The sequence below is a fragment of the Vibrio sp. SCSIO 43135 genome (assembly GCF_023716665.1).
GTDB lineage: Bacteria > Pseudomonadota > Gammaproteobacteria > Enterobacterales > Vibrionaceae > Vibrio > Vibrio paucivorans.
In genome coordinates this window covers 1057388-1076729 of record NZ_CP071860.1, presented here as the reverse complement: position 1 = coordinate 1076729, position 19342 = coordinate 1057388, and the positions used below count along the sequence as shown (strand labels likewise).

Below are 19342 nucleotides of genomic sequence, written 5' to 3'. Positions count from 1 at the left end.
ACGTTTGCCAAGCCAGAATTCCTCTCAGATAACCCAATCAGTGTCCTGATTTCTAATATTCGCGATTCCGCAAATTAAAATCTTAGGAAATGGGATAACTTTATTGAATAAGCGGAGGTATGCTGTCTATTCGGTCAGTAAAGATAGAGCCTTCAAAGGCTTAACTCACATATACTTACAGAATTAAGTTCGGCAACCTGGAAGTGTGGTACGGTTTGGTGAAGATTCTTTGTTTTCTTATGCCAAGGTTGTTATACGGATTCCTAAGGAATAATCATGTCGCAGGATTTGGATACGATGAGTGTAGTCACTCAAGATGAATACTCACCAGAGACGGTGTCGGTCAGCCCGCTGTCTTTGTATTCGTCGTATGAAAAAATCGATGTGGAACTCAGAGCACCCCATGCTATGCCCGGCTACCATTGGCATGGCCAAGTGGAAGTGAATATTCCTTTCGGTGGAGATATTGAATACATCATCAATGGTAGCCCGGTAGTGATTAAAAATGGCTCAATAGGCTTATTTTGGGCCTCCGTACCTCACCGGCTGACCAATCCGGGTGATAGCCACAATATGGGTATCATCAATATTCCAATCCATCATTTTATGTCTTGGCCACTTAATCGCGATCTTATCAACCAAATCACCCACGGCAGTGTTCTCCAGTCGCTATCGGGCCGTTTAGTCAGTGAGTTTGAATTGGCGCGCTGGGCGCAGGATGTCAATCATCCTTCGGAAAGCCGCCAGCAACTTGCTATTGATGAAATTGGCTTGATGCTAAAACGCTTATGCTTAGACGGCTGGGAGCAACTGCTGGTTAATACTCAGGAAAAATCAACGCAGAAAGGGGTATCTAAGCATGCTCAGTTCTACGTAAGTCAAATCTTAGAGTTCATTGCGACTCACCATAATCAACCCTTGACGTCACAGTCGATTGCGGAGCATGTTGGGCTGCACACCAACTATGCGATGAACATTTTTAAGCGCACGATGCAGATGACGATTAAGCAGTACATCACCGCAATGCGTATTAATCACGCCCGCGCTTTACTGAGTGATACAGACCGTTCGATATTGGATATCTCTCTAACGGTTGGTTTTAACTCCAGCAGCCGCTTTTACGAGACATTCCAAACTTATATCGGCTTAACCCCCACTCAATACCGAAAAGCGTCTCGGGAAGACCATCGTTGGAGCGCCCATGGTAGCAGCCCGGTGTATGACCTTGAGAAAGGGGCCTGCGATGGCAAAAAGCCACTAGGTATGGCCGGTAGCTAAACGCCCAAAGGTTTACTTTCATGTTCTGTGTTAAAGCCGCTTTGTAATAAGAGCGGTTTCATTTCAGTGTGTTTGGTATTCCGTGTCTATAATTTTATAAGTCAGTGAATTTGAGTTAATGTCATGACGCGTTTGATTGTCCAGCAATTCGTATCGTCAAAGTCGGTAATATCTATCATATCTTGGTTGCTATCACTGATGGCGATAGCCCTGCTGGCGTGTGTTTATTATTTTTTATCTACACTGGATAATCTGGCTGAGTCGGAACTTAAGCAAAGGGCAGAACTCGCTCTATACATCGAAAACGAGCATCACGAAGATATCTTATCTGAATACGCTTTTTGGAACTTTGCATATCAAAAAGTGTATGTCGACTTCGACCCTGAGTGGGTTGAACGCAACATTGGCCAATATCTATTAGACCACTACGAATTTGATATCAGTATCGCTATCGCGCCGGGAAATCAGATGAGGGCGATGTCGGTGGATGAGCAGGAAGCTAACTTAACTTACGAGCAAATCATGGATGCGGGGCTGTCACAGTTGTTAACAGCTACTGCTGAAGGGCGTGAACAAGAAGAATCACTCAATGGGTATTTGAAGCTAAATGAAGACGTGTACTACTTTTTATCTGGGCATTTCGTTGAAGAATTCACAGAGCAGCCGAGGCCAGGGCACTATTTGGTTCTAGGGATAAAGGTGGATCAAGAATACCTTGATAAACTATCGCTGAATTATCAATTAGATGACTTAGCGCTTGTTACTGAGGGTACTTCTCTGAAGAACAGCTTGTTATTGTACTCACCGAAAGGCGAGGAACTAGGGGCACTAACTTGGACTCCATTTGTCCCCAGCAAAGCCATCCTACCCAAAATTGCTCTGGTGTTCTTAAGCTTACTTGTTATCTCGATATGTATTGTTCGCCATTTACTCAAAAAAGAGCAGCAAGACAGAAAAGCGTATGAAGAACGACTGTACCGAGAAGCGACGACGGATTCCCTGACTAAAGTAAAAAATCGACGCTATTTCATGGAGCTAGGGAGAAACGAGCTGCGCGTGCATCACTATCGGCAAAAAGGTATGTGTTTACTGGTGATGGACATTGATCACTTCAAATCCATTAACGATCAATACGGCCATCGAGCCGGCGATCAAGCCTTAGTACATTTCGTTACTCTGTGTAAGCAGAACCTAAGAAAGTCAGACATTATCGGCCGTATTGGTGGTGAAGAATTTGCTGTGGTGCTACCTGAAGCGGATATCGATGCAGCGTTAGAAGTGGCTCAGCGTGTTCAAGATAACCTACGTGACAGCGACTTACTCATCAATAAACACCGGCTCAAAATGACAGTGAGTATTGGGATCGCGATACTTAGCAACGAACCTAGTTTTGAGTTGTTGTTAGAACATGCTGACACGGCAATGTACGAAGCAAAAGGGGCGGGAAGAGATACGACGCGTTTCTACAAGCATGGCATTGCAGTTGCTAATTCAGCGTCATAGCTAAAAGGTCACTCCTGCTTTCAATAAAAAAGCCTGCCAAATGGCAGGCTTTTTAATGTTAATTGGTTCGATATCTAGACAGAATCTCACCCAAGTTATGTGATGCGTTCGCTAGATTACCCACACCAACTGAAGATTGCTCAGCGACTTCGCGAATCGCATTCGATTGAGTTCGAATGTCAGACAGTTCGGAAGCAATATCGTTTGCGACAGCACTTTGTTCTTGAGCTGATGTAGAGATCTGAATGCTCATATCGTTGATAGTGCGAGCTGACTGAGAAATTCTTGCCACATCGTCGCCAATATCACTGACAAGCTCGCTGCTGGTTTGCGCTTGGCTTACCGTCTGGTTGGTAATCTTAGAGATGTTTTGGCTTTCAGATTGAAGCTTTTCAATCATAGCTTGAATTTCTACCGTAGCCTGCTGTGTACGGCTTGCTAATGTACGCACTTCATCCGCAACGACGGCAAAGCCGCGGCCTTGTTCACCCGCTCGCGCTGCTTCAATTGCGGCATTTAATGCCAGTAGGTTCGTTTGTTCCGAGATACCGTTGATAGTCGTGATGACGTCACTAATTTGAGTGGTATTCTCGTTCAGGGTAGCGACCGAGCTGGACGCATCTTCAATATAGGAAGATAGGTGGGCAATTTCCTGAATAGCCTGCTCAACACGCTGGCGACTTTCTTCAACTTGTGCAGAATCTTGTTCACTCTGTTCTGTTGCTTGATGCGCGATATTAGAGACTTCCTGAGCCGATGCGGTCATCTGCTCCATAGCGGTCGCAACTGAATCTAAAGAAGAATACTGGCTTACGATCTGTGATTCACTGTGCTTCATGTTTTGTTCGAATGAAGACGAAGTGGTGCTTAGCGTTGTTGCGTTGTCTTTTACTGAAACAACCAATTCAGTCAGTGTGTCCATCGCATTGTCGAGGGCACAGCCAATAGTACCGAATTCATCACGACCCGGATGAAATCCAAGGCGTGACGTTAAATCACCTTCAGCAATCTTTTGAGTCGTGGTGTAAAGCACCCAAAGTGCACCACCTAAGAATGTCGCAATCCAGTAAAGCAACAAACCGAATGGAAGCGCCCATAAGTAACTAAGCAGCATCGAAGTCAGTGCGTCTTGACGCGCAGCACTATACTGTTGAGACATGTCTTCAGTTAGCGCATAAACCTGACCATCACGACCTTTCGCTGTTGCAGTCACAGAGCCATTCTCAAATGTGGTCGCCGCAAGAACGCTACGCTGACTGAGATTGTTGACGTTATCTGCAGGGCTATCACTGCCGGTAAGAATACCTTGCAGCTTGTATTCCACCGCTATTGTTGCTTGTTGTTGTGCTTGTTCGATTGTAGAAAAGTATCGTGCACCAGCGACGAATGTTAAGGCAGCTAAAAAGAGAACAAAAATGGCCCACATTTTGTCATTGACCGACATCTTGATAAACAATCGATCTATCGTCCTGAAATCAACTTCTTTCATGGTTACTCCATAACAGCAATTTGTAAGCGATTAGTGTATTAATCTTGGAGAGAATCGTATGAGATTTAGATCGACTTATTGTGAAATGTAATGATATGAAAGTTACATATAAGAGATGTGTATCACATTATTCTTATGACGAAAAAGGGGACAGGCAGTGCCTGTCCCCTCAAATACTTCAAGGCTCATTAACCTAGAGCAGGTAGTACGCCTAACGTAATCAGGATCTGAGCTGAGATTATCAACACACCGATGCCTCCAGTTAGATAAAGAGCAGCATGTCCACCCAACACTTGGTACTGGCCTTGGTAGTCTTCAGATTTACGTACTTTATGTACCATAATGACCGGCAAGAAAATCGCCAAAATAACCAACGCAATAGCCGCATAGCCCAATGCCATAATAAAGCCTTGTGGGTAGAACAGAGCGAAACCCAGTGGCGGAGTAAACGTGACGACTGCAGCGACGACTCGATTAAAGCCTTGGCCCTCTTTTTTCATTGTGTCGCCAAGGAACTCGAACAAGCCCAAGCTGACTCCGAGGAATGAAGTCAGTAGAGCCAAGTCAGCGAATACACCGACAATTTGACCAAGGTCTGAACGGTGAACAGTTTGCGAGAGTGTTGAAATCAACCCAGATAGCCCAGAATTATCGACTAACTGGCTTTGGCTAACAACACCAAGCGTCACTACTTGCCAGAAAATGTAAATAACCAGTGGAATTGAAGAACCAATTAAGATGGCTTTGCGCAGAGAGCGGGTATCGCCATCTAGGTAGTTAACAATGGCAGGTATACTGCCGTGAAAGCCAAATGAGGTAAAAATCACCGGAATGGCAGCCACCACTAACCCTTGTTGCAGTGGCATGCTGAGTAAGTACGACTCTGTGACATTTGGTGCTAGGAAGGCGAGTACCAAAACCATCGCTACCAGCTTACTGATAAACAAAACTCGGTTTACTTTGTCTACCGCACCTGTACCCACAGCAACAATTGTAGCAACGATTACCGTAAATAGGACAGTGGCCGATGAGCCTGATATTTCAAATCCAGACCACTGGCTGATGCGCTCACCAAACTGAGCGCCGCCTCCAGCAATGTATGCAGCACATAGTGCATAGAACAAAAACAGCATCGCAAAGCTCGCGAGCCATTTACCCTTTTGGCCTAGGATTTGTTTGGCAAGAGTGTGCAGTGTTGCACTGCTGTCTGCGTACTGGTGTAGCTCCAACATGAGTAGAGCAGTGAAGGCCATTAATGCCCACAAGCCCAGCATGATCGCAAGCGAAGTCGAAAAACCAATCCCTGCAGACGCAAGGGGTAACGCAAGCATGCCTGCTCCAATTGTGGTTCCAGCAATAATGAGTGTGCTTCCAAAGATTCGTGATTTTGTCATCTGTAAAATATTCGGTACATGTGTTGGTGGTTGTCATATGTAGCGGTAGATATGTTTATTTCGCACGATACAACTGCTTTGTTGGGGATTTTGTGGAATTACACACTAAAGATCAAGCTAAATGTAATGTTTTTTGTCCGCGAGCGTAATGGTAAGTTTACAGTAAGCCGATCGTGACGCTTCAATGCAGTGGCAAACGATTACTTGTGCGCAGAATCAAATCGGGGTACGTTTTCTCTTCCCGCTTTCAAAAAAGTGTCATATAAATGCTTTAAAAAGGAACAACAGACTCCATATAGGAGTGTGTAGTACAAGTCTTGTATTTAAGGAGGTCCCAAATGAGTGACCAATATGCGAACGATGAGTGTCTAGAACTACTAGATGCGATGGAAATCGGTATCGACTTATCAGACTACGAACAGTCGATCGAAGAACTTGCGGAAGAGACATTCAAATAATCTGCCCGCGAAACCAGTTAAGCCAGTGCCTTTGCACTGGCTTTGTGCTTTTAGGCACTCTGTTTCTAGGGGCTAAGGTTTAAGGTTTGCGGTTTCTAAACCACGCTCTAACCGTATTGTTTGGTCGAATTGGTTAGATCCAAGCGCTACGCACATTTTTCGCTACACTGAAATCACTGTTTGAAGTAAATCGAACGCCCCAAATCATTAAGGATACTGAACGAGTTGTTATGAACTTTCTAGCTCATCTTCATATTGCTGATCATTGTGATTCGAGCCTGCTAGGGAACTTGCTGGGTGATTTTGTTAAAGGGGATCCAGCAGGAAAGTTCCAACCTCATATTGTCGACGGTATAAAGCTGCATCGGCTGGTGGACTCCTATACTGACCATCATGAAGTGATGAAACCGGCAAAGCAGATGTTTTCAGGAACATCACGCCGATTTGCTCCTATTGCTTTAGATGTCTTTTGGGATCATTGTTTGGCCTCAAAATGGCAAACTTATCACTCCGAATCTCTGGCCCAGTTTTGTAAACACAGTGAAGTGGCTACTCAAAGCGAGGCCGATTTCCCATTGCCAGAAAGGTTTAAAGTTACCACAGGCCATATGTGGAAGGGGAAGTGGCTAGAGTCGTACCAAGAATTAGACAATATTGAATATGCTCTGCAGCGTATGTCGAAACGTAGCCCGAGAATGGCGGGGCTTGCGTCTTGCTTTCAGCATATAGAGGCAAATTACGCTGAGCTGCAGTTGTTATTTGATACGCTTTACCCAGATGTATTAAACGCAGCAAAACGAGCGTCATTCTGATAGAATCCGCGCCTGCTTTCTTTATTGGTAAATCACATGTCACATCCATTTCTAGAATTAGGTCTAAACCCTCAGTTGGTTGAGGTTGTAAAAGAGCTTGGTTTCTCGCAGCCAACAGAAGTTCAGCAGCAGGCAATTCCAAAAGTTTTAGAGAAAAATGACGTGTTGGCGGGCGCTCAGACCGGTACAGGAAAAACAGCGGCGTTCGGCTTACCTATATTGCAACGTTTCCTAGATGAGCCACAGCAACGTGAAGAAAATAGCCGAGTGATACGAGCTTTGGTATTGGTGCCGACTCGTGAACTGGCGCAACAGGTTTACGATAGCTTAGTCAGCTATGCAAGCGGCACTGAGCTTAAAATTGTCACGGCGTATGGTGGCACGAGTATGAATGTGCAAACCGCAAATTTGAAAGGTGGGGCTGACGTGCTTATCGCCACGCCAGGGCGATTACTGGACCATTTGTTCTGCAAAAACATCATTCTGACTCAAACAGAAGTACTGGTTTTAGATGAAGCAGATCGCATGTTGGATATGGGCTTTATGCCGGATATTCAGCGCATTCTGAAGCGAATGAATGAAGTCCGTCAGACCCTGTTCTTCTCTGCGACTTTCGATAAGAAAATCAAAGCCATCGCGCATAAGATGATGAATGATCCGGTCGAAATCCAGGTCACGCCTTCAAATAGTACCGCTGAGACGGTTAAACAAATTGTTTACCCAGTGGATAAGAAGCGAAAGAGCGAGCTGCTCGCATACCTAATTGGCTCTCGCAATTGGCAGCAAGTGTTAGTCTTCACTAAAACTAAGCAAGGCACAGATGCATTAGTCAAAGAATTAAAACTTGATGGTATTAAAGCGGCTTCAATCAATGGAGATAAGAGCCAAGGTGCTCGCCAAAAGGCGCTTGATGACTTCAAAGAGGGCAAAGTAAGAGCCTTGATTGCAACGGATGTGGCTGCTCGAGGCATCGATATTCAGCAGCTAGAGCAAGTGGTTAACTACGATATGCCATACAAAGCTGAAGACTATGTGCACCGTATTGGTCGTACGGGTAGAGCGGGGCAGGAAGGTTTTGCGATATCTTTAATGAGTCGCGATGAAGAGTACTTACTTGAGGCCATAGAAACCCTACTGGACAAGCGTTTACCTCAAGAGTGGTTGCAAGGTTTTGAACCTAGTTTGATTGAAGAGATTGAACCCGATAGATCGCCACGTAAAAAGAGTCGTTCTGCGGAAAAACGTAAAATGAAAGCCAAACTAAAAATTCACGCAGGGCGTGGTAAACGTAGGTAGCCGTTGCATTCATCCATTAATCTTGTATGGCTTTAACGACATAAATAAAAACGCCTCCAATTAGGAGGCGTTTTTATTATTCTGATTTGAATTCACATGGTACATCGTAAATTAAGTCTGCAACAGAAGCGGGCTTCACCTGCTGAGATTCGGTAATGCCAAATCGGCAAATCATCATCTGATTGAACATATCCCAGTGTTTGAGCAGGCATTGGTCGTAATCGGTTGTTTCGTCCGACCATGTCTGTTTCAAGAACGGACTCATGCTTGCAGCGCCATGAGCGAACATGATCATCTGCCATTTGATTTCCCAAATTTTAACGGGCGTCTCTGGGTGCTTTTCATTGTACTCATCAGCGATGGCAAAAACGATTTTCTGCAGCTCTCCTGAGCGGTCGATAAAGTAATCGAACAGTGCGTCTTCTTGCCTTACAGCATCGGCAATGAGCTGGATCGGTTGCTTAGCAATCAGCATGTGTGCCAGCAAATGAACGACGAAGAAGTAGAGCTTCTCATTGGCATTCGCTGACTTCGGCATGTGCTCAATGATGGTACCCATATATTTCTCCATGTACTCATGGAGGCCGTCACTGATGGCATACCAAATCTTGTCTTTGCTGCCAAAATGGTGGCGAATCAAGCTGTGTGATACTCCCGCCTTTTCACTGATATTTCGTAAAGAGACGCGTTCGTAGCCCAGTTCGCAAAATAACTCGGCTGCCACGCACATGATATCGCATTTGGTTTTTTCAGCATCCTGTGCGCTTCTACGCCCTTGTTTTCTTTCAGTCATTTCTATTGCCCCTGTTCGAACGCTCTATTTTTACCAGATCTCGTCCGATTTTTCACGGTAAAAAATATTGTCCAAGTGGAAAATATATATTGATCTTGTGAATACGGTAATTATACTGCACAGGTGTGCAATAACAATAATCGAGAACAATTATGCTCAGCTTAAACTCAAAATCAATACCCGGACGATTGCTCACAGTGGCTGCTTTCAGCCTTGTTTTGGCTGGGTGTAATAAAGCGAATTCAGAAATGACAAACCCGGTTATCAAGCCAGTCAAACTGGTCGAAGTACCGGATCTTCAGGCGCAGCAATTAGATAGCTTTATCGCCAAGATAGATGCGACCGAAAGAGCGGCGTTGTCATTTCAGGTACCAGGTGAAATCGAAACGGTAGAAGTTCAAATGGGAGAGCCTGTCAGCAAGGGCATGGTTCTCGCGAAACTTGACCCAACAGATTACCAATTAGCTGTTGATGCGAGACAAGCGGAATACGATTTGGCGGAAACGCAGTTGAAGCGTGCACAACAGTTGATGAAGAAAAAACTGATCAGTCGCGACAGTTTCGACCAAGCGGAAACCAGCTACAAAGCTGCAAAAGTGGCGTTGCACCAAGCTAAAACGGATCTTCAGTACACGGTAATTACCGCACCGTTTGATGGAGTGGTGTCTTTGTCATTTGCAAAAGCTCATGAAGTGGTTGCAGCTAATCAGCCTGTTCTAAACGTAATTGATAATTCAGTAATGGATGTGACTTTTACCATTCCAGTGAGCTACACCGAGATTTATGGTCTGGATATGATTCGCAATGGTCAGCTTTCTGTATCTATGGACAGCCATCGCCAATATGTCATACCCGCTCAGTTTAAAGAAGTGTCGACCCAACCTGATATGGACACCAACAGCTATACCGCGAGCGTCACGATTCAAAGGCCTGAAGAACTGAACTTACTCTCAGGAATGAGTGGACAGGTAAAACTCGTTAATACCCAAAAACCGAATCACTACCGTTTGGCTGACAGTGCCTGGGTAGAAAAACAGGTGCAATCAGGTGTAGTGATGCGCTTTGACCCACAAACTCAGTTAGTTAACCGCGTAGAGGTAGCGATAGACGAGCATGGCAATGTGGTTTCAGGCATTGAGAAAGGTGATTTGTTAGTGGAAGCCGGTGTGGCCAATCTAATGGATGGTCAACAAGTGAAAGCATGGACGAGAGAAGCGGGTATCTAAATGAAACGTAACGTAATTTCTAAGCTAGCTTTGGCTGGACTGGCCGCGGTTACACTGACTTCAATTCAAGGCTGTGAGCAACAGACTGAACATCGTCCGCGCCCTGAGTTGCAAGTAAACACCGTCACACTGGCACAGCCTATTGTTAGCCAGTACCGAAGCTTTAACGGTCAAGTTGTGCCAGCAGAACTTACGCCGCTGTCATTCCGTTTGGACGGTGAGATCTCAGGTATCTTGGTACAAGAAGGGGATCGAGTAAAGAAAGGTGAAGTGGTTGCCATTCTTGATGACTCTAAGCAAAAACAAACCTTGTTTGATGCACAGGCGAAAATGGAATTGGCGTTAAAGCAGTTCCAGCGCGGCAAAGATTTGTTCAGCAACAAGATGATTTCCAAAGCGGAGCATGACGAGTTAACCGCTAACTTTAAGCTGGCACAGGCTAATCTTGGCCTGGCCAAATCTCAAATCGAATACACTCGCTTGCGTTCTCCAGCTGCTGGCACGGTAGCTGGTGTCGATAAGAAGCGGTTTGAGAACACCTCTCCAGGTGAAAGTGTATTGAGTATTTATCAAGATGACCAAGTGTATGTCCGCATCAGCTTGTCGGATTCGGTGATCGCGATGCTTAACCCAAATCGTAACGCAAAGAAATACCAGCCAAGTGCGACGTTTTCTGGTCATGAGGGGAGTTACACATTGAACTACCTGGAACACACTAGTGAGTTACACCCTCAGAGCCAAACTTATGAATTCTGGCTTTCAATGCCACAAGTAGAACCAGAGATACTGCCGGGCACCAGTGTGAACGTCACAGTGGATATGGTGGCAGCGGGTTTGAGCACGGTGCAAGGGTTTGAGGTGCCAATGACGGCGATCGACAGTGGTCTTGAAAGAAAAGAGTTTTTCGTGTGGAAGCTACAAGAAGGCGTTGCAACGCGCGCGCCGGTTGAGGTTGAACAGATTAATAGTGAAGGTGCAGTTGTCGCATCTGGCGTTCAGAGCGGAGATGTACTGATTAACTCAAACTTGCGTAAGTTACGTGAAGGTATGGCTGTTCAAGGAGCACAACAATGAGCATTGCTGAATACTCAATAAAGAACAAGGTCATTAGTTGGCTTTTCCTTGTGATCCTTGCGGTTGGTGGTGTTACGTCCTTTATGGATTTAGGTCGCCTCGAAGACCCAGCGTTTACTATTAAAGATGCAATGATCATATCCACCTATCCAGGTGCGACGTCCCAGGAAGTAGAAGAAGAGCTTACCTATCCGTTGGAAAAGGAAATTCGGAAACTCCCATATATCGATAAAATCACCTCGACGTCTTCCAACGGCATGTCTCAGATTATGGTCAGCATGCAGATGGAATATGGCCCGGATGAGCTACCGCAAATTTGGGACGAAATGCGTCGTAAGATCAACGATTTATCACCAACACTGCCTAGTGGGGTGAATTCGGTCCAAATCATCGATGACTTCGGTGATGTGTACGGCATCATGATTATGCTCACCGGCGATGGCTTTGATTACATCGAGCTAAAACGCTATGCCGATCATCTTACTCGAGAGTTGGAGCTGGTCGACGGTGTAGGCAAAGTTGCGATTGCGGGAGACCAACAAGAGCAGTTATTTGTTGAAATCTCGCTGGAAAGACTTGCTGCATTTAACCTCGATATGAATACTGTCGTTGGATTGTTGAGTCAGCAGAACAGTGTTCAAGCGGCTGGCGAAGTGATGGTGAATGGCCAAGCCCTCACGATTAGACCTAACGGCACATTAACGTCGGTAGAAGAGCTTGAAGATCTCGTCATTCATGGCCGAGACACGGGCAATTTAATTCGCTTGAAAGATGTGGCGGACGTAACGCGTGGTATTCAAGAAAAGCCTTCTAACCTAATCACTTACAACGGCAAACCGGCAATCAACCTTGCAATCTCATTTAATGCTGGTGTTAACGTTGTTGAGGTGGGTAAAGCGCTTGAACAAGAGTTAGCTGCACTTGAAAGTATCAAACCGGCGGGTGTGGAGCTTAACTACTTCTATAACCAGTCAGCGGAAGTGGATAAATCAGTACAAGACTTCGTTGTCAGCTTAGGCCAAGCGGTGGCAATCGTAATTATTGTTCTGCTGTTTGCGATGGGGTTACGAAGCGGCATCATCATTGGTGCAGTACTTCTGTTAACGGTATTTGGTACCTTTATTCTAATGAGTTACAACGATGTGGAATTACATCGTATTTCTCTAGGGGCATTGATTATCGCGCTAGGTATGTTGGTCGACAACGCCATCGTGGTGGTAGAAGGTATTCTTGTCGGCTTAAAGCAGGGTAAGAGTAAACTACAAGCCTCGGTTGATATTGTTAAACAGACTCAGTGGCCGTTGCTTGGTGCGACAATCATTGCGATCACGGCGTTTGCTCCGATTGGTTTATCGCAGGACGCAACAGGCGAGTTTATGGAGTCCTTGTTCTGGGTTCTTTGTTACTCGCTGTTCTTGAGCTGGATTACGGCACTCACTTTAACGCCATTCTTAGCTAACTTACTGTTAAAAGAAGAAAAATCGGATAGTGCACAGGAAGATGTTGACCCTTACAAAGGTGTTTTGTTTACTGTGTTCGGTACGCTACTTCGCTTTGCAATGCGCTTCAGGTGGTTAACGGTCGCGAGTATGGTCGCGTTACTTGTCGCTGCTGTTATTGGGTTTGGTTCCGTTAAGCAGTCATTCTTCCCTGCGTCTAATACACCAATGTTCTACGTAGACATGTGGATGCCGGAAGGTACTGATATACGCGAAACAGCTAAGCAAGCTAACGAAGTAGAAAGCTATATTCGTAGCAAAGATAACGTTGAGTTTGTTACCACAACCACGGGGCAGGGCCTGCAACGTTTTGCGTTAACGTATCAGCCAGAGAAAAGCTACGAAGCGTACACGCAGCTGCAAGTTCGCGCGACTGATCGTGATGCGATGTTTGAATTGTTGGCAAAGTTGGACGAGCAACTTCCAGTTAAGTTCAATCAACCAACGTTCCAGTTCAAGTTGATCGAATTTGGTCCGTCACCCGCCTCCAAAATAGAAGCGCGTATTTCGGGGCCTGATCCACAAGTTTTGCGTAACATCGCTCAGCAAGTGGAAGATGTCTTCCTTGCAGACCCAGGTGCTCGCAATGTTCGCCATGACTGGCGTGAGCGAACCAAAGAGCTCGTCCCGCTATTTAATGAATCTAAAGCAAGACGTTTAGGGATCTCAAAGCAAGAGTTGTCTGAAACCCTACAAATGGCGTTTGGCGGCAGTGCGATTGGTCTGCTGCGTGATGGAACTCATATGCTGCCGATTATTGCGCGCTTGCCGGAGAGCGAACGTGTTGATTTTGAATCGTTAGCTAACGTTAAGATTTGGAGCCCATCACTTCAGACGTATATTCCTGTCGAACAAGTAATCGATGGAGTGACATTGGAGTGGCAAGAACCGCTGATTCAGCGTCGAGATAGAAAACGTACATTAACAGTACTGGCAGACCATGATGTTCTAGGTGATGAAACACCAGCAAGTTTGTTTGCACGTGTTCAGCCTAAAGTTGAAGCTCTGCACCTTCCCGCTGGTTACTCGATTTCTTGGGGGGGAGAATACGAATCATCGAAAGATGCACAGGAGTCGTTATTTGGTTCATTACCAATGGGGTACTTGTTGATGTTCATCATCACGATGTTGCTGTTTAACTCAGTGAGAAAACCACTGGTTATCTGGTTTACCGTCCCTCTAAGCATCATCGGTGTTTCAATTGGCTTATTAAGTAGCAACATGCCATTTAGTTTTACCGCTTTCCTTGGTTTATTAAGTTTAAGTGGGATGATCTTAAAAAATGGCATTGTACTACTCGACCAAATCAATATTGAATTGGAATCAGGTAAAGACCCGTATTTAGCAGTACTAGATAGTGCAATCAGCCGTGTTAGACCGGTAAGTATGGCGGCGTTAACCACGATATTAGGCATGATTCCGCTCGTATTTGATGCTTTCTTTGGCTCAATGGCAATAACAATAATGGCAGGCTTAGGCTTTGCTACGGTACTGACGCTAATTGTCGTACCTGTATTGTTCGTCATTTTCTATCGAATCAAACCATCCACTGCCGGATAAATCACGGAAAGATTAACGATTCGTTTGCCAGCCCTAACTTCGGTTAGGGCTTTTTTATATATTTGTCATTAATGGTCTTTGTTAAAGTCTAACTATTCGCTGTTTTAAACATAAATTATTAACCTAGTGATATATATTGAATATCACTAGGTTAATAATAACCATTCATCATTAGGAGCACCAAAATAGGGCTGTTATATCTAACAATAATTACAAGAGTGATACATTTTGGTGCAATTATAATGAATGGGTGAATACTCTATGTAACAAGTGTTTGATTGGCTCTATTTTCTTAATATACAGTAACTTACGAATTATTGATAATGTTCAATAATAAGGAATAATTTAGTTAAAACAGAGGGTTATAATGGATTTAACACCTATATAACATTTCATCCCTTATGGGATCATCCTCAACTTTACGAATATAAAACGAAATAGTATTTGAAATGTAACATTTAGGCTTTAATTTAAATAACAACAAGTTCTTAGTTTTTATACTGAGAATAATACTAATAATGTCAGTTGGTGCTTATTTAGCGGCACCACTCAGATGCACTTATTTTATTGCTGTTAAGAATGGAGTCTCTTAATGAAAAAAGTCGCTTTGATCACTGGATCAAAAGGCGGAATTGGTTCTGCTATTTCAACTCAACTCGTCAACGATGGTTATCGTGTGATTGCTACTTATTTTACCGGTAATTATCAGTGTGCGCTGGATTGGTTTAATGAAAAGCAGTTTACTCAAGACCAAGTACGCTTGTTCGAGTTGGATGTAACCAATACAGAAGAATGTGCACAACGTTTAGCCCAACTTCTTGAAGAAGAAGGCACGGTGGATACGATCGTTAACAATGCGGGTATCACTCGCGACGGTCTATTTAAAAAGATGACCGCTAGTGCATGGAAAGATGTCATCGAGACTAACCTCAATAGTGTGTTTAATGTGACTCAACCTTTATTCGCAGCAATGTGTGAAAAAGGTGATGGTCGCGTTATCAACATCTCATCGGTAAATGGACTGAAAGGCCAATTTGGTCAAGCAAACTACTCAGCGGCGAAAGCTGGCATGATTGGTTTCTCCAAGGCTTTGGCTGCAGAAGGGGCACGCGCAGGTGTCACCGTTAATGTAGTTGCTCCTGGCTACACAGCGACTCCAATGGTTGAGCAAATGAAGCCTGAAGTGCTTGAATCCATCAAAGCTCAAATCCCTATGAAACGCTTAGCGACACCTGAAGAAATTGCCAAAGCGGTGAGTTTCTTGGCTAGCGAAGACGGCGCGTACATCACTGGCGAAACACTGTCGGTGAACGGCGGCCTATACATGCATTAAGAGGGTGAGAGCTATGGAAAAAGTATTTATTGTTGCAGCAAAACGAACGCCTATTGGTGCTTTCGGTGGAACACTGAAAGATATGTCGGCAGGTAATTTAGCGTCTGTTGCCATTAAAGGGGCCTTGGCGTCTGGAAATGTAAATCCAGAGATTGTGGATGAAGTCATTGTTGGCCATGTTGTAAGTGCAGGCCAAGGAATGGGAGTAGGTCGTCAGGCTTCATTGTACGCGGGTATTCCAGAATCAGTACCAGCATACAGCTTAAACATGGTCTGTGGCAGCGGAATGAAAACCGTAATGGATGCGGCTTCCCATATTAAAAGCGGCGATGCAGACATCGTTGTCGCAGCGGGTGTTGAAGTGATGTCGCAAATTCCATTCACGGTACCAGCTAGCATTCGCGACGGCCACAAAATGGGCAACATGGGGCTGACTGACTTACTCGTGTCAGATGGTCTAACGGATGTTTACAACCAATACCACATGGGTGTAACGGCCGAAAACGTCGCCAAAGAGGTGAATATTTCACGTCAGCAGCAAGACGAATACGCACTGGGTAGCCAAATGAAAGCGGTTGCCGCGATTGAAGCAGGCAAGTTTCAGGATGAAATTGTTGCCGTTGATGTCAAACAGCGTCGTGAAACAATCGTGTTTGATACGGATGAGTATCCAAAGTCTTCTGCAACATTAAGTGGTCTAGAAAAACTGCGTCCAGCCTTTGACCGCGAAGGCTCTGTAACGGCGGGGAATGCTTCAGGCATTAACGATGGAGCGAGCGCAATAATTCTAGCATCTGAAAGCGCAGTGAAGCTACATGGGTTAACGCCTATCGCTGAAATCGAGAGTTACGCTCAATCGGGGTTAGATCCAAAAGTGATGGGGTTAGGCCCGGTAGAAGCGGTAACAAAAGCGCTAGCTAAGGCTGAGTTAACTACAGCGGATATGGATCTTTACGAGCTTAATGAAGCTTTTGCTGCTCAGGCACTCGGCGTGATTCATAAGCTCGCGGAAGAGCACGAAGTATCGGTTTCATCCATTTTGGATAAAGCCAATGTTAATGGTGGTGCAATTGCACTTGGGCATCCTCTAGGTGCTTCAGGAAATCGCATCTTAGTCACTCTTATTCATGAATTAACCCGACGTAACGGCCAATATGGCGTCGCTTCACTGTGTGTAGGTGGCGGTATGGGTACGGCAGTTGTCGTCAAACTAGTTTAATCATCAATGGAATTTCCAGAAATTTATTAGGAGCAACACTATGTACACTGATTTCTTCAAAACTTTCACAGACCAAACTGAACAGAACCTACAGCCTTACCTAAAATTCAACAAGCTTGTGACCAAGAATGTTGAAGTCCTAACTGAGCTGCAACTTAACGCAATTCGCACTTACAGCGAAATGGGTTTAACTCAGATGAAAGCGGCGAGCGAAATTAAAGATGTGACGTCTTTAACTGCGTTTAACAGCCAGCAACTATCTGTTCTTACGAAGCTTTCTCAGCAAATGATGGACGACAGCAACAAGCTACAAGCTATCGCAAAAGAGTTTAAAGAAGACGTAGATTCTCTTACTTCGGAAAACCTTAAGACTGTGACTCCTGCATAAGCACAGTATCCGCTTGCCGCCTTTCTAAGGCGGCTTTTTTCCGAATACAGGAGTATAAATTATGTTTCAGCACTTCTTTTCGGACTACCTTGTAAAGCTCCAAGAAACCAATCAACAGTGGTGGCACGATCTTGAACTCAGCAAGGCAGCCGTTAACTCTCCTCTAAATAAAGCGATGCAAGAAGTGAACTTTGAAGATACAGCAAAGCTCTTCGAACAAGCTGCCAATCAGCCCGCTGCGCTTTTAAAGCTGCAAACACAGTGGTGGGAACAACAGCTTCAAATCTGGCAAAACGTCGCATTAGCAGGGAATACCGAGAGTTTAATTGAAGCTGAAAAAGGCGATAAGCGTTTCAGTGACGACGCATGGAAATCCGATGCGTTTTATAACTTTATTAAACAATCTTACCTTTTATTCAGCAAAACTTACCTAGACACCATCAATAGCATTGAAGGGCTAGACGAAAAAACGAAGGAACGCCTTTCGTTTTTCTCACGTCAAGCGATCAACGCTATGTCGCCAAGCAACTTTATTGCGACTAATCCAGAGCTGCTTAAGCTGACGTTAGAGCAAAATGGCGAGAACCTGTTATCGGGTTTGGAACAGCTAAAAGAAGACGTAGAGTCAAGCGCGGACATTCTTAAAATTCGCATGACGAACAATAATGCTTTTCGTGTAGGCGAAGATGTTGCTAACACAGGCGGTGACGTTGTTTTTAAGAACGAACTTTTTGAGCTGATTCAATACAAGCCACTCACAGAAAAAGTCAATTCAACGCCACTTTTGATTGTTCCTCCTTTCATTAACAAGTACTACATATTGGACTTGCGTGAAAAGAATTCGATGGTGCGCTGGCTGCTTGAGCAAGGGCATAGTGTTTTCATGATGTCTTGGCGCAATCCGGGTAAAGAACAGGCGCAGGTTGAGTTTGGCGACTATGTCACAGAGGGCGTTGTTAAAGCTGTGTCAGCTATCGAAGACATTACTGGCCAAGAGCAAATCAATGCCGCTGGTTATTGTATCGGTGGTACGGTATTGGCATCAACGGTGGCTTATTACGCTGCTAAACGTATGAAGAAGCGCATTAAGTCTGCGACCTTCTTTACTACGTTACTTGATTTCTCCCAGCCAGGAGAAGTTGGGGCTTATGTAAATGACACGATCGTCAGTGCTATTGAAATGCAGAACAATGCCAAAGGTTATATGGATGGACGCTCATTGAGTGTGACATTCAGTTTGTTACGTGAGAACAGCCTGTACTGGAACTACTACGTCGACAACTACCTCAAAGGCAACAGCCCAGTTGATTTTGATTTACTGTACTGGAATAGCGATAGCACCAATGTCGCCGCTAAGTGCCACAACTTCTTGCTTCGAGAGCTTTACTTAGAGAACAAGCTTGTGCAAGACAAAGGCGTTAAAATCGGTGGTGTATGGATTGATCTAAACAAGATTAAAATCCCAAGCTATTTTGTGTCGACCAAAGAAGACCACATCGCTCTTTGGCAAGGTACTTATCGCGGAGCGTTAAAGTCAGGTGGAAACAAGACGTTTGTACTTGGCGAGTCTGGCCACATCGCAGGCATTGTGAATCATCCAGCCAAAAACAAATATGGCTACTGGTTGAATGATAACCTCGATGATTCTGCTGAAGAATGGCTAGCGAATGCAAGTCACAAAGAAGGATCTTGGTGGACACATTGGCATCAATGGCTATTGAGCTTCAATGCTGAGGAACAAGTAGAGCCGTTTACTCAAGGCTCTGAGCAGTTCCCAGTTATTGGCCCTGCACCAGGTAGTTACGTTAAGCAGGTGTTGCCGGTTAAATCGAAAGTAGACAACCAAGAGAAAGTTGAAGAGTCCTAATGAACATTAGGTATTTTTGCCAAAGCCCAACCAAATGGTTGGGCTTTTTGTTTCTGTTACCCCAACTAAAAGGGGGCGCTTGAGTTAAAAGGGAGACAACCCTATAGGCAATTTACTAAATCTTACCGGTACACTTGTATTGAGAATAAATAT

At 44.7% G+C, this 19342-nt stretch carries 14 protein-coding genes; 11 read left to right on the top strand and 3 right to left on the bottom strand.

Annotated elements, in window-relative coordinates; genetic code table 11:
* Nucleotides 1–276: 276 nt before the first annotated feature.
* Both melR and J4N42_RS19270 read left to right on the top strand, forming a co-directional pair.
* Nucleotides 277–1278, top strand: coding sequence for a transcriptional regulator MelR (gene melR / locus J4N42_RS19275; RefSeq protein WP_252031135.1), 1002 nt, complete (start codon nucleotides 277–279; stop codon nucleotides 1276–1278).
* A gap of 123 nt (nucleotides 1279–1401) precedes the next feature.
* Nucleotides 1402–2781 carry a sensor domain-containing diguanylate cyclase gene (locus tag J4N42_RS19270; protein WP_252031131.1) on the top strand — a complete coding sequence of 460 codons (1380 nt, stop codon included), beginning with the start codon at nucleotides 1402–1404 and terminating at the stop codon, nucleotides 2779–2781.
* A 58-nt stretch (nucleotides 2782–2839) separates the two neighbouring features.
* On the opposite strand, the gene J4N42_RS19265 is transcribed toward J4N42_RS19270, so the two are convergent.
* Nucleotides 2840–4270 carry a methyl-accepting chemotaxis protein gene (locus J4N42_RS19265; RefSeq protein ID WP_252031129.1) on the bottom strand — a complete coding sequence of 477 codons (1431 nt, stop codon included), beginning with the start codon at nucleotides 4268–4270 and terminating at the stop codon, nucleotides 2840–2842.
* Between the two features lie 188 nt (nucleotides 4271–4458).
* Nucleotides 4459–5664 carry an aromatic amino acid transport family protein gene (locus J4N42_RS19260; protein ID WP_252031126.1) on the bottom strand — a complete coding sequence of 402 codons (1206 nt, stop codon included), beginning with the start codon at nucleotides 5662–5664 and terminating at the stop codon, nucleotides 4459–4461.
* A gap of 688 nt (nucleotides 5665–6352) precedes the next feature.
* Here J4N42_RS19260 and J4N42_RS19255 point away from each other — a divergent pair.
* Nucleotides 6353–6934, top strand: a complete 582-nt coding sequence (locus J4N42_RS19255; RefSeq protein ID WP_252031123.1) for an acyl carrier protein phosphodiesterase — start codon at nucleotides 6353–6355, stop codon at nucleotides 6932–6934.
* Nucleotides 6935–6970: 36 nt separating this feature from the next.
* Nucleotides 6971–8230, top strand: a complete 1260-nt coding sequence (locus J4N42_RS19250) for a DEAD/DEAH box helicase (RefSeq protein ID WP_252031118.1) — start codon at nucleotides 6971–6973, stop codon at nucleotides 8228–8230.
* A 76-nt stretch (nucleotides 8231–8306) separates the two neighbouring features.
* Here the strand turns inward: J4N42_RS19250 and J4N42_RS19245 are convergent, their stop codons facing one another.
* On the bottom strand, nucleotides 8307–9023 hold the full coding sequence (locus J4N42_RS19245; protein ID WP_252031116.1) for a TetR/AcrR family transcriptional regulator: 717 nt from the start codon (nucleotides 9021–9023) through the stop codon (nucleotides 8307–8309).
* 152 nt (nucleotides 9024–9175) lie between these two features.
* Here J4N42_RS19245 and J4N42_RS19240 point away from each other — a divergent pair, with 152 nt between their 5' ends.
* The 7 genes from J4N42_RS19240 to J4N42_RS19210 all read left to right on the top strand — a co-directional run bounded on the left by J4N42_RS19240 (nucleotide 9176) and on the right by J4N42_RS19210 (nucleotide 19189).
* Nucleotides 9176–10249: an efflux RND transporter periplasmic adaptor subunit gene (locus J4N42_RS19240; RefSeq protein ID WP_252031113.1), complete on the top strand. Its 1074-nt coding sequence runs from the start codon at nucleotides 9176–9178 to the stop codon at nucleotides 10247–10249.
* Nucleotides 10250–11323: an efflux RND transporter periplasmic adaptor subunit gene (locus J4N42_RS19235; protein ID WP_252031110.1), complete on the top strand. Its 1074-nt coding sequence runs from the start codon at nucleotides 10250–10252 to the stop codon at nucleotides 11321–11323.
* Nucleotides 11320–14382 carry an efflux RND transporter permease subunit gene (locus J4N42_RS19230; RefSeq protein ID WP_252031107.1) on the top strand — a complete coding sequence of 1021 codons (3063 nt, stop codon included), beginning with the start codon at nucleotides 11320–11322 and terminating at the stop codon, nucleotides 14380–14382. The genes J4N42_RS19235 and J4N42_RS19230 overlap by 4 nt, the downstream gene beginning before the upstream one ends.
* 592 nt (nucleotides 14383–14974) lie before the next feature.
* Nucleotides 14975–15715 carry an SDR family oxidoreductase gene (locus J4N42_RS19225; protein WP_252031105.1) on the top strand — a complete coding sequence of 247 codons (741 nt, stop codon included), beginning with the start codon at nucleotides 14975–14977 and terminating at the stop codon, nucleotides 15713–15715.
* A gap of 13 nt (nucleotides 15716–15728) precedes the next feature.
* A complete protein-coding gene (locus J4N42_RS19220) occupies nucleotides 15729–16934 on the top strand; it encodes an acetyl-CoA C-acetyltransferase (RefSeq protein ID WP_252031102.1) in 1206 nt (401 codons plus the stop codon).
* A 40-nt stretch (nucleotides 16935–16974) separates the two neighbouring features.
* Nucleotides 16975–17322 carry a phasin family protein gene (locus J4N42_RS19215; protein WP_252031100.1) on the top strand — a complete coding sequence of 116 codons (348 nt, stop codon included), beginning with the start codon at nucleotides 16975–16977 and terminating at the stop codon, nucleotides 17320–17322.
* A gap of 61 nt (nucleotides 17323–17383) precedes the next feature.
* Nucleotides 17384–19189, top strand: a complete 1806-nt coding sequence (locus J4N42_RS19210; RefSeq protein ID WP_252031097.1) for a class I poly(R)-hydroxyalkanoic acid synthase — start codon at nucleotides 17384–17386, stop codon at nucleotides 19187–19189.
* Nucleotides 19190–19342: the final 153 nt, after the last annotated feature.

Bases quoted from the DNA above. Each gene is read 5' to 3' on its own strand.
- melR (WP_252031135.1), top strand. From the start codon at position 277: ATGTCGCAGGATTTGGATACGATGAGTGTAGTCACTCAAGATGAATAC.
- J4N42_RS19270 (WP_252031131.1), top strand. From the start codon at position 1,402: ATGACGCGTTTGATTGTCCAGCAATTCGTATCGTCAAAGTCGGTAATA.
- J4N42_RS19265 (WP_252031129.1), bottom strand. From the start codon at position 4,270: ATGAAAGAAGTTGATTTCAGGACGATAGATCGATTGTTTATCAAGATG.
- J4N42_RS19260 (WP_252031126.1), bottom strand. From the start codon at position 5,664: ATGACAAAATCACGAATCTTTGGAAGCACACTCATTATTGCTGGAACC.
- J4N42_RS19255 (WP_252031123.1), top strand. From the start codon at position 6,353: ATGAACTTTCTAGCTCATCTTCATATTGCTGATCATTGTGATTCGAGC.
- J4N42_RS19250 (WP_252031118.1), top strand. From the start codon at position 6,971: ATGTCACATCCATTTCTAGAATTAGGTCTAAACCCTCAGTTGGTTGAG.
- J4N42_RS19245 (WP_252031116.1), bottom strand. From the start codon at position 9,023: ATGACTGAAAGAAAACAAGGGCGTAGAAGCGCACAGGATGCTGAAAAA.
- J4N42_RS19240 (WP_252031113.1), top strand. From the start codon at position 9,176: ATGCTCAGCTTAAACTCAAAATCAATACCCGGACGATTGCTCACAGTG.
- J4N42_RS19235 (WP_252031110.1), top strand. From the start codon at position 10,250: ATGAAACGTAACGTAATTTCTAAGCTAGCTTTGGCTGGACTGGCCGCG.
- J4N42_RS19230 (WP_252031107.1), top strand. From the start codon at position 11,320: ATGAGCATTGCTGAATACTCAATAAAGAACAAGGTCATTAGTTGGCTT.
- J4N42_RS19225 (WP_252031105.1), top strand. From the start codon at position 14,975: ATGAAAAAAGTCGCTTTGATCACTGGATCAAAAGGCGGAATTGGTTCT.
- J4N42_RS19220 (WP_252031102.1), top strand. From the start codon at position 15,729: ATGGAAAAAGTATTTATTGTTGCAGCAAAACGAACGCCTATTGGTGCT.
- J4N42_RS19215 (WP_252031100.1), top strand. From the start codon at position 16,975: ATGTACACTGATTTCTTCAAAACTTTCACAGACCAAACTGAACAGAAC.
- J4N42_RS19210 (WP_252031097.1), top strand. From the start codon at position 17,384: ATGTTTCAGCACTTCTTTTCGGACTACCTTGTAAAGCTCCAAGAAACC.